The organism is Polaromonas sp. LjRoot131 (genome assembly GCF_964252805.1).
Classification (GTDB): Bacteria; Pseudomonadota; Gammaproteobacteria; order Burkholderiales; family Burkholderiaceae_C; genus Polaromonas.
Genome location: NZ_CAXUPF020000004.1, coordinates 536,998 through 551,870, shown reverse-complemented (window position 1 = coordinate 551,870; position 14,873 = coordinate 536,998). Strand labels below are relative to the sequence as shown.

Below are 14,873 nucleotides of genomic sequence, written 5' to 3'. Positions count from 1 at the left end.
TGTTTATTGCAGATTGTTGACAATCTACATTTTTGTGCTTCAATTCAGGGCATGAACGCTGCTTTGCATCCCACCATCGCGCAACTCCAGAACAGCTCTCTCACCACAGTGGTGCAGCAGGAAATCGAGCGGGCCATCCTTGCCGGCGAATACGAGCCCGGCAGCAAATTGATAGAGGCCACGCTGGCCGAAAAAATGGGCGTCTCGCGCGGCCCGGTGCGCGAGGCCTTCCGCATGCTTGAAGAGGCCGGCCTGGTGCGCACCGAGAAAAACCGCGGCGTCTTCGTGCGCGACATTCCCATCGACGAGGCCGTCGAGATTTTCGACCTGCGCGCCGCCATGGACGAACTCGTCGGCCGCCGCCTCGCGGAAAACATCAGCGCGGCGGAACTCAAGGAACTCAAGGCCCTTGTGGATTCGATGGAAAAAGCCGTCAAGGCCGAAGACCCCCATGCCTACCACCTGCTGAACTTGACCTTCCACGACCGCATGGTCGAGATGGCGGGCAACCGCAAACTGACCGAGATTTACCGCAAGCTCATCAAGGAGCTTTCGCTGTTCCGGCGCCTGAACCTCGCGGACGGCTGGCTCATGCCGATGTCGGCGAATGAACACCGGCAGATCGTCAAGGCCATTGCCTCGGGCGACGCCGACGCGGCCGGCCGCGCGATGTTCCAGCATGTGATCGAAAGCAAGGAGCGCACGATAGAAAACGACCTGCGGCGCCAGGCGGGGCAGCAAGCCGATCCGGCAGCCGCCAGGCCCGTTCCCGTCAAGCTCGTCTCCAGCAGCTCCGGTGCGAGCAAGGAAAAAAACGGCAAGGACAAAATGAAGGAAGGGGCGTCACGTGGCAAACGCTGAACCGGCTACCGAATTGAAAGTGAACGGCAGGGTTTACAAGCTGCCGGCCAAACCCACGGTGGTGGTCTGTGTGGACGGCTGCGAGCCCGACTACCTCGCGCAGGCCGTGGCCACGGGCCAGATGCCCTGGCTCAAGCGCACGCTGGCGCTGGGCTCCGGCCTGACGGGCGATTGCGTCGTGCCCAGCTTCACCAACCCCAACAATCTCTCCATCGTGACCGGTGCGCCGCCCAGCGTGCACGGCATCTGCGGCAACTACCTGTTCGATACCGCAAGCGGTACCGAAGTCATGATGAATGACCCCAAGTGGCTGCGCGCGCCGACTTTGCTGGCCGCGCTGTCCGATGCCGGGAAATCCCTGGTGGTGGTGACGGCCAAGGACAAGCTGCGCAAGCTGCTGGGCCACCAGATGAAGGGCATCTGCTTTTCGTCCGAGAAGGCGGACCAGGTCACGCTCGAAGAAAACGGTATCGAGGACGTGCTGGGTCTGGTCGGCCGGCCGCTGCCCAGCGTCTACAGCGCCGATTTGTCGGAGTTCGTCTTCGCGGCCGGCGTGAAGATCATGCAGAAGTACAAGCCCGATGTGATGTACCTCTCGACCACCGACTACGTGCAGCACAAGCACGCGCCCGGCACCGACGGCGCCAACGCCTTCTACCGCATGATGGACGGCTACATGCAGCAGCTCGAGGACCTGGGCTGCGTGATCGTGCTGACGGCCGACCACGGCATGAACGCCAAGGTGGCCATGGACGGCACGCCCGACGTGATCTACCTGCAGGACTGGTTTGACAACTGGCTGGGCGCGGGCATCGCGCGCGTGATCCTGCCGATCACCGATCCTTATGTGGTGCACCACGGCGCGCTGGGTTCCTTCGCCACGGTCTACCTGCCGGAAGGCACCAACATTGAAGTCGCGCGCAAACGGCTCGCGGCGCTCAAGGGCATGGAACTGGTGCTCTCGCGCGAGCAGGCGGCCGAACGCTTTGAGCTTCCGGCCGACCGCATCGGCGACATCGTCGCGGTGTCCGAGCGCTTCACGGTGATCGGTACCTCGGCCTCGCGCCACGACCTCTCGGCGCTCGAAGTGCCGCTGCGCTCGCATGGCGGCATGAGCGAGCAGCGCGTGCCGCTGATCGTGAACCGCGCCCTGCCCGGCCTGGACCGCAGCCGGCGCTTCCGCAATTTTGATGCCTTTGACCTGGCGCTGAATTATGCGCAGGGTTGAATATTGTTCCCTCTCCCTCTGGGAGAGGGCTAGGGTGAGGGCGGTGCCCGCACTCGAGGGCCTTCAATTTTCGAGCGCCGACAGCCCTCACCCCCACCCTCTCCCAGGGGGAGAGGGAGTATTACCCAGGAGTGTTGTGTGATTGACCAATACATCCAGGACCACCAGCTCAACGCCATGCGCCTCGCGGGCCGCAAGGTCGGTGCCGACCGCAGCGGCGACCGCGTCATCGAAGTGTTCAACCCCTATACCGAAAAGCGGCTGGGCACGGTCCCCAAGGCCACGCTGGAAGAAGTGCGGGACACCTTTGCCACGGCGCACGCGTACAAACCGCAGCTGACCCGCTACGAACGCGCCGCCATCCTGACCCGCGCGGCGGCCATCATCCAGTCGCGCCTGTCCGAGGTCGCGAACCTGATCACCGCCGAAGCGGGCCTGTGCCTGAAGGACGCGATCTATGAAGCCGGCCGCGTCAGCGACGTGCTGCTGTTCGGCGCGACCGAGGTGCTCAAGGACGACGGCCAGATCTTCAGCTGCGACCTCACGCCGCACGGCAAAAAGCGCCGCGTCTACACACATCGCTCGCCACTGCTGGGTGTGATCACGGCCATCACGCCCTTCAACCACCCGATGAACCAGGTGGCGCACAAGGTGGTGCCCAGCATCGCGACCAACAACCGCATGGTGCTCAAGCCTTCCGAGAAGGTGCCGTTCTCGGCACTGCTGTTCGCCGACATCCTGTACGAGGCCGGCCTGCCGCCCGAGATGCTGAGTGTGGTGACGGGCGACCCGCGCGAGATCGCCGACGAGCTGATCACGAATCCGCTGGTCGACCTGGTGACCTTCACGGGCGGCGTGGCCATCGGCAAATACATCGCCTCCAAAGCCGGCTACCGCCGCGTGGTGCTGGAGCTGGGCGGCAACGACCCCATCATCGTGATGGAGGACGCCGACATAGCCGAAGCTTCCACGCTGGCGGTGCAGGGCTCCTACAAAAACTCGGGCCAGCGCTGCACCGCCATCAAGCGGCTTCTGGTGCATGAGGCGGTGGCCGGCGAGTTCGTGGAGCAGGTGCTGGCCAAGACCCTGGCCTGGAAACACGGCGATCCCACCGACAAGGCCAACGACATGGGCACGGTGATCGACGAGCAGGCCGCCATGCTGTTCGAGTCGCGCGTCAACGAAGCGGTGGCGCAGGGCGCAAAGCTGCTGGCCGGCAACCAGCGCCGTGGCGCGCTGTATTCCCCCACGCTGCTGGACCATGTGCTGCCCCAGATGACGGTGGCGCGCGAGGAAACCTTCGGCCCCGTCTCGCCGGTGATACGTTTCAAGAACATCGACGAAGCCATTGAGATCTCCAACGGCACGGCCTACGGCCTGTCGAGCGCGGTCTGCACCAACCGGCTTGACTACATTAACCGCTTCGTCAGCGAGCTGCACGTCGGCACGGTCAATGTGCGCGAAGTGCCCGGCTACCGCCTCGAACTCACACCCTTTGGCGGCATCAAGGATTCGGGCCTGGGCTATAAAGAGGGCGTGCAGGAAGCGATCAAAAGTTTCACTAACCTGAAAACCTACTCGCTCCCCTGGAACTCATGACTTCTCCGAAGTCCCCTTATTTCCTTGCGAGGAATTCACATGCTGAGCTTTGACGACATCGAACATCTCTTCGCCGAGCGCGGCGGCGAACAGTACAGCGGCGAACCGGTGACGCAGTTGCAGCACGCGTTGCAGACCGCGGCGCTGGGCGAGGCCGAGGGTGCGAGCGATGCGCTGGTCACGGCCGCCCTGCTGCACGACCTCGGCCATCTGCTGCATGACCTGGGCGAGACGCCTTCGCTGCGTGGTGTGGACGACGTCCATCAGTACCGCGCGCTGCCTTTCCTGCGCGGCCTGTTCCCCGACGAGGTGCTGGACGCGATCAAGCTGCATGTGGATGCCAAACGTTACCTGTGCGCGGCACGGCGCGGCTACCACTCCAGCCTGTCGGCGGATTCCAAGCGCAGCCTGCTGCTGCAAGGGGGCATTTTTTCGGCTGAAGAAGCCGCGCGTTTCATCGCCCAGCCCGGCGCCGCGGATGCGGTGAAACTGCGCCTCTGGGACGACCTCGCGAAAGACGCGGACAAGGCCACGCCGCCGCTGGCGCACTACCTGGCGCGGGCGCGGCGCTGCGCCCTCCCCGCCGCAGAGCCCTCGCTTGCCGACTGAAACCCTGGCCCTGACCTGGCCGGTGCTGTGCGCCGTGCTGTTCGGCGCGCTGCTGCATGCGGGCTGGAACGCGCTGGTCAAGTCCAGCGCCGACAAGTCCATGGACATGGCGGTCATCCATCTGATCGGCTCGGTGCTGGCCCTGCCGCTGGTGCTGCTGGTGGGCCTGCCGCCCATGGCGTCCTGGCCCTTTATCGGCGCCTCGGTGCTGATCCATATCGGCTACTACATCGCGACCACGCAGGCCTACAAGCATGGCGACCTCGGGCTCACCTATCCGCTGATGCGCGGCGTGGCGCCGCTGCTGGTGGCTTTGTCGGCCACTTTCACGCTGGGCGAGACTTTGACGCCGCTGGCCTGGGCCGGGATTATCGGCATCTGCAGCGGCGTGCTGGTGCTGGGCCTGAGCCGCCACGCGTTGCATGCGCGCAAGGCCGTTGGCTTCGCGCTGGCCAATGCGGTCATCATCGCGATTTACACCGTGGTCGATGGACTGGGCGTGCGCGCTTCCGGCAACGCGCTGCAGTACGTCGCCACGCTGTTCCTGCTTGACGGCTGGCCTTTTGGCCTCTTGATGATGGCGCGGCGCGGGCGCGCCATGGCCGACTATGCGCGCCACCGCTGGCCGGTGGCCACCGGCGGTGCGCTGGCCTCGTTGGGCTCTTACGGCATCGCGCTGTGGGCCATGACACGCGCACCCGTGGCCACAGTGGCGGCGCTGCGTGAAACCTCGGTGCTGTTCGCCGTGCTGCTCGGCTGCTGGCTGCTCAAGGAGACGTTCACGCTGCGCCGCTTTGTGGGCACCTGCATCATTGTGGGCGGCGTGATGGCGATACGGCTGGCTTAGATATGAGTTCCCCCCCGAAGCGCCTTCGGCGCCTCCCCCCCAAGGGGGCGCAGCCTGCGGCCCGGCAAAGCCGGTTCCGCGGCAGCCGCTGATTTAATACCGGAGAGGATTGCACGCATGAATATTCCGACTCAGGCGCAAATCATCATCGTCGGCGGTGGCATCGCCGGCTGCTCGGTGGCCTACCACCTGGCAAAAATGGGCAAGACCGACGTGCTGCTGCTGGAGCAGGGAAAACTCACCAGCGGCACCACCTGGCATGCCGCAGGCCTGGTCGGCCAGATGCGGCCCAACCGCAACATGACGCAGATGAGCAAGTACGGCATCGAGCTCTATGCCTTGCTGGAAGCCGAGACAGGCCTGGCCACAGGCTGGAAGCAATGCGGCAGCGTCAATGTGGCGCGCACGCCGGAGCGCATGAAGGTGCTGAAGAAACAGGTCGCCATGGCCAACAGCTTCGGCGTCGAATGCCACGAGATATCGCCGCAGGAAGCCGGCGACAAATACCCCATCATGCGCACCGACGATTTGCAGGGCGCGATCTGGTTGCCGGGCGACGGAAAGGCCAACCCGGCCGATTTGTGCATGTCGCTGGCCAAGGGCGCGCGCAACCGCGGCGTGAAGATGGCCGAAGGCATCGAGGTCACCGGCGTCATCACCGAAAACGGCAAGGCGGTGGGTGTGCGAACGGCGCAGGGCGAGGTGCGCTGCGAAGTCATCGTCAATTGCGCCGGCCAATGGGCGCGGCAGTTCGGCAGGCTAGCGGGCGTGAACGTGCCGCTGTATTCGGCCGAGCACTTCTACATTGTTACCGGCAAGATCCCGGGCGTGCATCCCATGCTGCCCGTGATGCGCGACCCGGACGGCTTTATCTATTACAAGGAAGAGGTCGGCGGACTGGTGATGGGCGGCTTTGAGCCGCAGGCCAAGCCCTGGAAGATGGATCCGATTCCGTCAACCTTCCAGTTCGAGTTGCTGGACGAAGACTGGGACCAGTTCGAGCCCTTGATGACGGCCGCGCTGCACCGCACGCCCTGCCTGGAGACGGCCGAGGTCAAGATGCTGCTCAACGGCCCGGAGAGTTTTACGCCGGACGGCAATTTCATCCTCGGCGAAGCGCCCGAGCTGCGTAATTTTTTTGTCTGCGCCGGTTTCAACTCGGCCGGCATCGCCAACAGTGGCGGCGCGGGCCGGCTCATGGCCGAATGGATTGTGGGTGGCGAGCCCAGCACCGATTTGTGGGACGTGGACATACGCCGCTTCGGCCCCTTCACGGGCAACCGGAAGGCGCTGGCCGAACGCACGGGTGAAACCCTGGGCTTGCACTACGCCATGCGCTGGCCGCGGCAGGAACTGGAAACGGCACGGCCGCTGCGCACCTCGCCGCTGTACGACATCCTGGCCGCCAAAGGGGCGGAGTTCGGCAGCAAGAATGGGTGGGAGAGGGCGAGTTATTTCAGGCCCGAGGGCATGCCTCGTCCCGGCCACACCCTCGATAAGCCCGGCTGGCTGCCCTGGATGATTGAAGAGCAGAAGGCCACACGCGAAGCCGTGGCTCTCTACGACCAGACCTCGTTCTCGAAATACCTGCTGCAGGGCCGCGACGCGCTGGCCGTGCTGCAGCGCCTGTGCGCTAACGAGATGGACGTGCCCATCGGCAAGATGGTCTATTCCGCGATGCTCAACGAGCGCGGCGGTTTTGAAAGCGACCTGACGGTAATGCGACAAGCCGCGGATCGCTTTCTCATCATCACCGGTTCCGCGCAGACCGTGCGCGACTTCGACTGGATCAAGCGGCATATCGCCGAGGCGGAGCATGCGCTGCTGACCGACGTGTCGGCGATGTACTCGGTGCTGTCGGTCATGGGGCCGAAAGCACGTGAGCTGCTGGCGCTGGTCAGCCCGGACGACCTGTCGCCCGAAGCGCTGAAGTTTTCCTGGACCAAAGAAATCGACGTGGGCTTTGCGCGCGTGCGCGCCGCGCGCATGAGTTACGTGGGCGGGCCGGGTTTTGAGCTCTACACGCCGATTGAAATGGCGCGCCACGTCTACCTCGCGCTGATGGAGGCCGGCCAGGCGCTGGGTATCCGCGACGCGGGCTATTACGCGCTGGACGCGCTGCGCATAGAGCAGGGTCGACGCGCCTGGGGGGCGGAACTGGGCCCGGACGAAACGCCATGGGAAGCCGGGCTGGCTTTCAGCGTCAAGCTCGACAAGCCCGCCGACTTCATCGGCAAGGCCGCGCTGCTCAACGCCCAGGGGCTCACGTTGCGCAAAAAACTGGTCACGCTGGTGTTCGACACGGGCGACGCTTTTGCCTGGGGCGGTGAGGCCATCGTGCTGGGCGGCCAATCGGTGGGCGAGATCTCGTCGGTGGGCTGGAGCCCGCTGGCCGGCGCCTGCGTGGCGCTGGGCTATGTGCGAGGCGATAGCGCGAACCAGGCGCATGCCGGAACACCGGCGCAGATCGAACTGTGGGGCGAGCGCGTCGCCGTCAAGCTGTACGACCGCTGGCCGCTACCTGCCAAAGCCTGAGGGATTAAGCGCCTTCAGGTAAATCCATGCCGACAAAGCGCACGGTAACGCGCGTGCCCGGCGTTTGCGGGTGCCCCGGCAAGGCGGCATCCTCGATCGAAATCGTCGCGCCGTGCTGCTTGGCGATTTCCAGCACGATAGCCAGGCCCAGGCCGGAGCCGTCGACGTTGGTGCCCAGCGCGCGGTAAAAAGGCTGGAACACCAGCTCACGTTCCGACTCCAGGATGCCCGGCCCCGAGTCTTCCACCAGCAGCACCAGCACGCCGCTGAAGCGGTCCGTCATCAGCCGCAGCGTGACCTGGCCTTTTTCGGGCGTGTAGTTGATGGCGTTGTCCAGCAGGTTGCGCACCAGCTCCTTGAGCAGGGTGGCGTTGCCTTCGAGCTGCGTCGCCTGTTCGCCGGCGTCGGGGCCGTCGTAGCCGAGGTCTATCTGCTTTTCGAGCGCGCGCGGCACCGAGTCGGCCATGACTTCCGAGACGATGTGCACCAGGTCGATGTGTTGCTTGGCCAGGCTGCGGCCGGTGGTTTCGGCACGTGCCAGGGCCAGCAGCTGGTTGACGGTGTGCGTGGCGCGAATACTGGCGCGGCCTATGTGCTTGAGGGATTTCTTGAGTTCGTCGGCATCGGTTTCGCGCTGCGCCAGGTCGGCCTGCATGCGCAGTCCCGCCAGCGGCGTCTTGAGCTGGTGGGCGGCGTCGGCCAGGAAGCGCTTTTGTGTGGTCAGCGAAACCTTGAGCCGGCTCAGCAGGTCGTTGATGGAAGACACCAGCGGCGCGACCTCCTCGGGCACCGCGGTTTCGTCGAGCGGGCTCATGTCGTCGGACTTGCGCGCGCGTATGCGCTTTTCGAGCTGGGCCAGCGGCTTGATGCCGCGCACCAGCGCCAGCCACACCAGCAGCACGGCCAGCGGCAGCGTGACGAACTGCGGCACCATGGTGCCCTTGACGATTTCGGTGGCCAGGGTCTTGCGCTTTTCCAGCGTCTCGGCCACCTGCACCAGCACCGGCAGGGCGCTGGCCGGCGCGCCCTTCACGTCGACCTTGAGCCAGGTGTAGGCCACGCGCACGTCCTCGCCCTGGATCACGTCCTCGCGCAGCCGCACCTCGCCATTGGTGGGCTTGTCTTCGTCGGGCGGTGCGGGCAGGTCGTGCTCGCCGCTCAGGTGTTCGCCCTGCGTGCCCACCACCTGGTAGTAGACGAGGTCGGTGTCGTCGGCGCGCAGGATTTCGCGTGCCGGCGCCGTCAGCGTGAACTGCACCTGGTTGTTTTTGACCACCACCAGCTTGGCCAGCGCCTGCACGTTGTATTCAAGCGCGCGGTCAAAGGGCTTGCCCGCGATGTTCTGCGCCACCAGCCAGGTCAGCGCCAGGCTGATGGGCCACAGCAGCAGCAGCGGCGTGAGCATCCAGTCGAGGATCTCGCCGAAGAGGCTGCGGCGTTCGCGCTGGAAGAGTCTCAACGCCACGGACGGGGGTGCTCCAAATCAAAGGCCTGCTGGTTTTGCTCCTTCCCCCTTTGGGGGAAGGCAGGGATGGGGGCTGACGGCGGCGGATGGCCCTTGCGGTTCAGGTTTGGGAGGCCGCGGGCCCCCATCCCCGCCTTCCCCCAGCGGGGGAAGGAGCAAGAGTCATTAACCAGGGATTTTCTCAAGGCAATAACCTAGCCCACGCACGGTCGCGATCCGTACCGGACCCTTTTCAATCTTCTTGCGCAACCGGTGGATGTAGACCTCGATCGCGTTGTTGCTGACTTCCTCGCCCCATTCGCAGAGGCGCTCCACCAGCTGGTCCTTGCTGACCAGCCGGCCGGCGCGCTGCAGCAGCACTTCGAGCAGTCCGAGTTCGCGCGCCGACAGCTCCAGCATCTGGCCGTCTATGGTGGCGACGCGGCCGGCCTGGTCGTAGACCAGCGGGCCGTGCTTGATGGTGCTGCTGGCGCCGCCCATGCCGCGGCGTATCAGCGCGCGTACGCGGGCTTCGAGTTCCTGCAGCGAAAAGGGCTTGGCCATGTAGTCGTCGGCGCCGTAGTCCAGGCCCTTGACGCGCTCTTCGACGCTGTCGGCGGCCGTCAGGATCAGCACCGGCATGGCCGAGCCGCGGGCGCGCAGGCGTTTGAGCACTTCCAGGCCGTGCATGCGCGGCAGGCCCAGGTCGAGGATCAGCAGGTCGAATTCGGTGTTGGTCAGCAGCGCGGCGTCGGCCTCGGTGCCGCTGGCGACGTGGTCGGCCGCCGCACCGGAGGCGCGCAAAGTGCGCAGCAGGCCATCGGCCAGCACCTGGTCGTCTTCGGCAATCAGAATACGCATGGTTGTCTCCAGATATCAGGCCCCCTTGCGGTTTGCAGGGCGGTTTTGGTGTGTTCTTGGACAAATTCTAGGCTTTTGTCACCCCGGGTTTACTGACGGGCCGATGCCAGGTCAGGCGCCGGCATAAGCCTCCAGTCCCAAGGCCACCACGGTCGCTACATCATGCCCGACAGCCTGGCGGAATTCGTCCTCGGCCCGGCGCACCGCCTGGTGGAAAGCCTCCAGCCAGAGCAGGCCTGATTCGGTGAATACCACGCGGCGCGCGCGTTTGTCGTGCGGGTCGGGCTGGCGCGTGACCAGGCCCCAGGCTTCGCATTGGTCGACCAGGTCGCCCATGGCCTGCTTGCTCATGCCGGCGCTTTGCGCCAGGTCGGTCAGGCGTGAGCCGCCCACCGCGAGGTGGCGCGTGATGTGGATGTGCGCGGCGCCGACCTGGTCGCGCGCGGCCAGGTTGGACAGCGCCAGCGGCACCTCCACGCTGCCGGCCATCAGCGAGAGCACCCGCTCGTCGAAGCGGCGCAACGCGTGGCCCATGAGCCGCCCCAGGTGGGTTTGCCGCCAGCCGGCCTCGGTCGCACCGAAGGGGCTGGACAGCGAGGGTGGGAGTGCCGTTTCCGCCATGAAATCATGGTAACCCAATTGATCAGGCAAACTGACTAAAAATAGGGTTTACTTATTTTAATCACGCCCATAAAGTACTGGTCATGCATCCAGCGCTGTGATTAAAAGCAGAGGCTGGAATCCAGGCAACAAGTTTTACATCATTGATTTTCAAGGAGTTTTTCATGGAACTGACCAGCAAACTGAATCCCGCCCAGAACCCCGTGCAGACCGCCGCCCTGAACACCGAAAAGGCCAAGGCCCTGCAGGCCGCGCTGGCCCAGATCGAAAAGCAGTTCGGCAAAGGCACCATCATGAAGCTGGGCGACGGCGAAGTGATCGAGGACATCCAGGTCGTTTCCACCGGTTCGCTGGGCCTGGACATCGCCCTGGGCGTGGGCGGCCTGCCGCGCGGCCGCGTCGTCGAAATCTACGGCCCGGAATCCTCGGGCAAGACCACGCTGACCCTGCAGGTCATCGCTGAAATGCAAAAACTGGGCGGCACTTGCGCCTTTGTGGACGCCGAGCACGCGCTGGACATCCAGTACGCGCAAAAACTGGGCGTCAACCTGCAGGAACTGCTGATTTCCCAGCCCGACACCGGCGAACAGGCGCTGGAAATCGTCGATTCGCTGACCCGCTCCGGCGCGGTGGACCTGATCGTGGTCGACTCGGTGGCGGCGCTCACGCCCAAGGCCGAACTCGAAGGCGAAATGGGCGACTCCCTGCCCGGCCTGCAGGCCCGCCTGATGAGCCAGGCGCTGCGCAAGCTCACCGCCACCATCAAGAAGGCCAACTGCATGGTCATCTTCATCAACCAGATCCGCATGAAGATCGGCGTGATGTTCGGCTCGCCCGAAACCACCACCGGCGGCAATGCGCTGAAGTTCTACGCCTCGGTGCGCCTGGACATCCGCCGCATCGGCTCCATCAAGAAGGGCGAAGAGGTGATCGGCAACGAAACCCGGGTCAAGGTGGTCAAGAACAAGGTGGCTTCGCCGTTCAAGACGGCGGAGTTCGACATCCTCTACGGCGAGGGCATCAGCCGCCTGGGCGAGGTGCTGGACCTCGGCGTGGCCGGCCACATCGTCGAAAAAGCCGGTGCCTGGTATGCCTTCAACGGCGAAAAAATCGGCCAGGGCCGCGACAACTCGCGTGAATTCCTCAAGGAAAACCCGGAACTCGCGATCGAGATCGAAAACAAGGTGCGCGAATCGCTGGGCATCCCGCTGGTGCAGGTTGCCGGCGGCGTGGACGCCCCGGCCGAAAAGCCGGCCAAGGCTGAGAAAGCCGAGAAAGCTGAAAAACCCGCCAAGGCGGCTGCCTGATTTTCAATGCCAGATAAGGCTCTAGCCCAGTTGGAGCACGCGTTGACAGCTATTGAAAGAATAGCGCGCGTGTTGGGCTTGGCCTGTTAGCCATGGAAAATCCGGTAGATCACAAGCCAGCCAAACCCGCCCGTCGTGCGGGTTTTGGCCTTTCTTTGAAGGGCCGCGCGCTGCGTTACCTGGCCGCGCGTGAGCATTCGCGAGCCGAGCTGGAGCACAAGTTGGCGCCGCATGAGGAAACCCCCGGCCAGCTGGCCAAGGTGCTCGACGATCTCGAAGCCAAGGACTTCATCAGTGAGGCGCGGGTGGTTGAGTCAGTGATCAACCGGCGTGCCGGGCGGTTTGGCGCGGCGCGCATCAAGCATGAGTTGTTGACCAAGGGCCTCAGCGCTGAGCGGGTGGCCGGCGCAGTAGCCAGCCTCAAAGGCAGCGAACTGGAACGCGCGCGGGAGATCTGGCGCAAGAAGTTCGAAGGGCCGGCGCCCGACGCGGCAGGGCGCGCCAAGCAGATGCGTTTTCTGGCGGCCCGGGGTTTTGGCGGTGAAGTGATCCGCCGCGTGGTGTCGCAGGCGGACGAGGACTGAGCTTTACAGGCCCAGCATTAATTTCAGGTTCTGCACCGCGGCGCCCGAAGCGCCCTTGCCCAGGTTGTCCAGCCGCGCCACCAGCACCGCCTGGCGGTACTCTTCGTTGGCGAACACGCGCAACTCCATCTTGTTGCTGTCGTTGAGCGCCAGCGCATCGAGCTTGCCTGATTCGGGCGCGGCTTCCACCGTCACCCATTCGCTGCGGGCGTAGTGTTTGGCCAGCATGTCCTGCAGCTGCGCGCCGGTCGGTTTGCCGGGCAGCAAGTCCAGGTGGAGCGGCAACTGCACCAGCATGCCCTGCTTGAAATTGCCGACCGAGGGAATGAACACCGGGCGGCGTGACAGGCCGGTGTATTTCATGATTTCAGGCAGGTGCTTGTGCTTCAGGGCCAGGCCGTAAAGCTCAAACAGGGGCGCGGTGCCGGCCTCGTAGTCCTCAATCATCTGCCGCCCGCCGCCGGAGTAACCGCTCACGGCGGGAAGGCTCAAAGGGAAATCGGCCGGTATCGCGCCGGCGTCGACCAGCGGACGGATCAGCGCGATCGCGCCGGTGGCGTAGCAGCCGGGGTTGCCGACGCGGTCGGCGGCCGCTACGGCCGCGCGCTGGTTTTGCGTCAGTTCGGGGAAGCCATAGACCCAGCCGGGCATGGTGCGGTGGGCGGTGGAAGCGTCGATGACTTTGGGTTTTTTGCCGCTGAGGCTGTCAATCATGGCCACCGACTCGCGCGCCGCGTCGTCGTGCAGGCACAGGATCACCATGTCCACCTGCGCCATCAGCGCGCGCTTGGCCGCCGCATCCTTGCGCAGCTCGGGCGCGATGCTGACCAGCTCGACCTGCGGCATGGCTTGCAGCCGCTCGCGGATTTGCAGGCCCGTGGTGCCGGCTTCTCCGTCAATAAAAACTTTGGGCATGGGGACTTCCAGGTGCTGACAACAGAAACAGAAATGAAATACGCAAATAAGGCAAACAAAGCAAATACAAGGTCGCGGGGCCGCTAAAAACACCTGAAAAAGCCCATTTCGGCGCCATTTCGGGGTGTAAGCCCGGCACAAGAATTGTGCGTCGCACCATGATACAGTTCTGCGTTGCTGCCTGCAGTGACCGCCGACGTGGTTTTTTGGGCCGGTGTGGCCTGTTTCCGACACCCCACAACCCTGCCCCAAATCCCAGTTGCACCCCCTCTTTTACTGAATTCTGAAGGTTTTTTCATGAAAATTCACGAGTACCAGGGCAAGGAAATCTTGCGCAATTTTGGTGTGCCTGTGCCGCGCGGCATTCCGGCCTTCACGGTGCAGGAAGCGGTGGAAGCCGCCCAGAAGCTGGGCGGCCCGGTGTGGGTGGTCAAGGCGCAGATCCACGCGGGCGGACGCGGCAAGGGCGGCGGCGTGAAGGTCGCCAAGACCATCGAAGACGTCAAGCGCATCGCCGGCGAAATCCTGGGCATGCAGCTGAAGACGCACCAGACCGGCCCTGAAGGCCAGAAAGTCCGCCGCCTCTATATTGAAGACGGCGCCGACATCCAGAAGGAATACTACGTTTCGGCCGTGACCGACCGCGAATCGCAAAAGGTGGCTTTCATCGCCTCCAGCGAAGGCGGCATGGACATCGAAGAGGTGGCCCATTCCAACCCCGAAAAAATCATCAAGGTGTTTGTCGATCCGCTGGTCGGCATGACGGACGCCCAGGCCAAGGAAGTCGCCGCCGGCATCGGCATGCCCGCCGACTCCGTGGCACAGACCGTCGACATCCTGCAAAAGCTCTACAAGTGCTACATGGACACCGACGCGTCGCTGGTTGAAATCAACCCCCTGAACCGCAACAGCAAGGGCGAAGTCATGGCCCTCGACGCGAAGTTCAACTTCGACGCCAACGCGCTGTTCCGCCATCCTGAAATCGTCGCTTACCGCGACCTGGACGAAGAAGACCCGGCCGAAGTCGAAGCCAGCAAGTTCGACCTGGCCTATATCAGCCTGGACGGCAACATCGGCTGCCTGGTCAACGGCGCCGGCCTGGCCATGGCGACCATGGACACCATCAAGCTGTTCGGCGGCGAGCCGGCCAACTTCCTGGACGTGGGCGGCGGCGCGACGGCTGAAAAAGTCACCGAAGCCTTCAAGATCATGCTGAAGAACCCCGATGTCAAAGGCATCCTGGTCAACATCTTCGGCGGCATCATGAAGTGCGACACCATCGCCGACGGCGTGATCACCGCCTGCAAGGCCGTGAATCTCTCCGTTCCGCTGGTGGTGCGCATGAAGGGCACCAACGAAGACCTGGGCAAGAAAATGCTGGCGGACTCCGGTCTGCCCATCATCGCCGCAGACACCATGGCCGAAGCCGCGACCAAAATCGTGGCCGCCGTCAAGTAAGCCC

13 protein-coding genes are annotated in these 14,873 nt (G+C 64.2%); 9 read left to right on the top strand and 4 right to left on the bottom strand.

All coding sequences use genetic code 11. The annotated features are described in order from the left end of the window. The first annotated feature begins 51 nt into the window (after window positions 1-51). The 6 genes from ACSQ27_RS20010 to ACSQ27_RS19985 all read left to right on the top strand — a co-directional run bounded on the left by ACSQ27_RS20010 (window position 52) and on the right by ACSQ27_RS19985 (window position 7,679). Window positions 52-861: a phosphonate utilization associated transcriptional regulator gene (locus tag ACSQ27_RS20010; protein ID WP_436157228.1), complete on the top strand. Its 810-nt coding sequence runs from the start codon at window positions 52-54 to the stop codon at window positions 859-861. Next, window positions 848-2,089, top strand: a complete 1,242-nt coding sequence (gene phnA / locus ACSQ27_RS20005) for a phosphonoacetate hydrolase (RefSeq protein ID WP_436157227.1) — start codon at window positions 848-850, stop codon at window positions 2,087-2,089. Before ACSQ27_RS20010 ends, phnA begins: the two co-directional genes overlap by 14 nt. A 177-nt stretch (window positions 2,090-2,266) precedes the next feature. Further along, complete coding sequence (phnY, locus tag ACSQ27_RS20000) at window positions 2,267-3,688, top strand: phosphonoacetaldehyde dehydrogenase (RefSeq protein WP_436157266.1); 1,422 nt, start codon at window positions 2,267-2,269, stop codon at window positions 3,686-3,688. A 39-nt stretch (window positions 3,689-3,727) separates the two neighbouring features. Next, complete coding sequence (locus tag ACSQ27_RS19995) at window positions 3,728-4,297, top strand: phosphonate degradation HD-domain oxygenase (protein WP_436157226.1); 570 nt, start codon at window positions 3,728-3,730, stop codon at window positions 4,295-4,297. After that, window positions 4,287-5,144, top strand: a complete 858-nt coding sequence (locus ACSQ27_RS19990) for an EamA family transporter (protein ID WP_436157225.1) — start codon at window positions 4,287-4,289, stop codon at window positions 5,142-5,144. Before ACSQ27_RS19995 ends, ACSQ27_RS19990 begins: the two co-directional genes overlap by 11 nt. A gap of 117 nt (window positions 5,145-5,261) precedes the next feature. Continuing rightward, window positions 5,262-7,679: a GcvT family protein gene (locus ACSQ27_RS19985; RefSeq protein WP_436157224.1), complete on the top strand. Its 2,418-nt coding sequence runs from the start codon at window positions 5,262-5,264 to the stop codon at window positions 7,677-7,679. Between the two features lie 4 nt (window positions 7,680-7,683). On the opposite strand, the gene ACSQ27_RS19980 is transcribed toward ACSQ27_RS19985, so the two are convergent. From ACSQ27_RS19980 to ACSQ27_RS19970, 3 genes are all read right to left on the bottom strand, one after another. Next, window positions 7,684-9,138 (bottom strand): sensor histidine kinase, encoded by a 1,455-nt coding sequence (locus ACSQ27_RS19980; protein ID WP_436157265.1) that lies wholly within the window; start codon window positions 9,136-9,138, stop codon window positions 7,684-7,686. A gap of 171 nt (window positions 9,139-9,309) precedes the next feature. Further along, entirely contained in the window at window positions 9,310-9,984 is a 675-nt protein-coding gene (locus ACSQ27_RS19975; RefSeq protein ID WP_007870259.1) for a response regulator, read from the bottom strand. A 111-nt stretch (window positions 9,985-10,095) separates the two neighbouring features. Beyond that, entirely contained in the window at window positions 10,096-10,605 is a 510-nt protein-coding gene (locus tag ACSQ27_RS19970) for a MarR family winged helix-turn-helix transcriptional regulator (protein ID WP_436157223.1), read from the bottom strand. 164 nt (window positions 10,606-10,769) lie between these two features. Between ACSQ27_RS19970 and recA the strand changes: the two genes are divergently transcribed. Together recA and recX are read left to right on the top strand one after the other, a co-directional pair. Continuing rightward, the gene (recA, locus tag ACSQ27_RS19965) at window positions 10,770-11,912 is read left to right on the top strand and encodes a recombinase RecA (RefSeq protein WP_436157222.1); all 1,143 of its coding nucleotides are present in this window, start codon (window positions 10,770-10,772) and stop codon (window positions 11,910-11,912) included. 92 nt (window positions 11,913-12,004) lie between these two features. After that, window positions 12,005-12,496: a recombination regulator RecX gene (gene recX / locus ACSQ27_RS19960; RefSeq protein ID WP_436157221.1), complete on the top strand. Its 492-nt coding sequence runs from the start codon at window positions 12,005-12,007 to the stop codon at window positions 12,494-12,496. Window positions 12,497-12,499: 3 nt separating this feature from the next. On the opposite strand, the gene argC is transcribed toward recX, so the two are convergent. Continuing rightward, on the bottom strand, window positions 12,500-13,411 hold the full coding sequence (gene argC, locus ACSQ27_RS19955) for an N-acetyl-gamma-glutamyl-phosphate reductase (RefSeq protein ID WP_436157220.1): 912 nt from the start codon (window positions 13,409-13,411) through the stop codon (window positions 12,500-12,502). A gap of 297 nt (window positions 13,412-13,708) precedes the next feature. Between argC and sucC the strand changes: the two genes are divergently transcribed. Beyond that, window positions 13,709-14,869, top strand: a complete 1,161-nt coding sequence (gene sucC, locus ACSQ27_RS19950; RefSeq protein ID WP_436157219.1) for an ADP-forming succinate--CoA ligase subunit beta — start codon at window positions 13,709-13,711, stop codon at window positions 14,867-14,869. The last annotated feature ends 4 nt before the right edge of the window (window positions 14,870-14,873 follow it).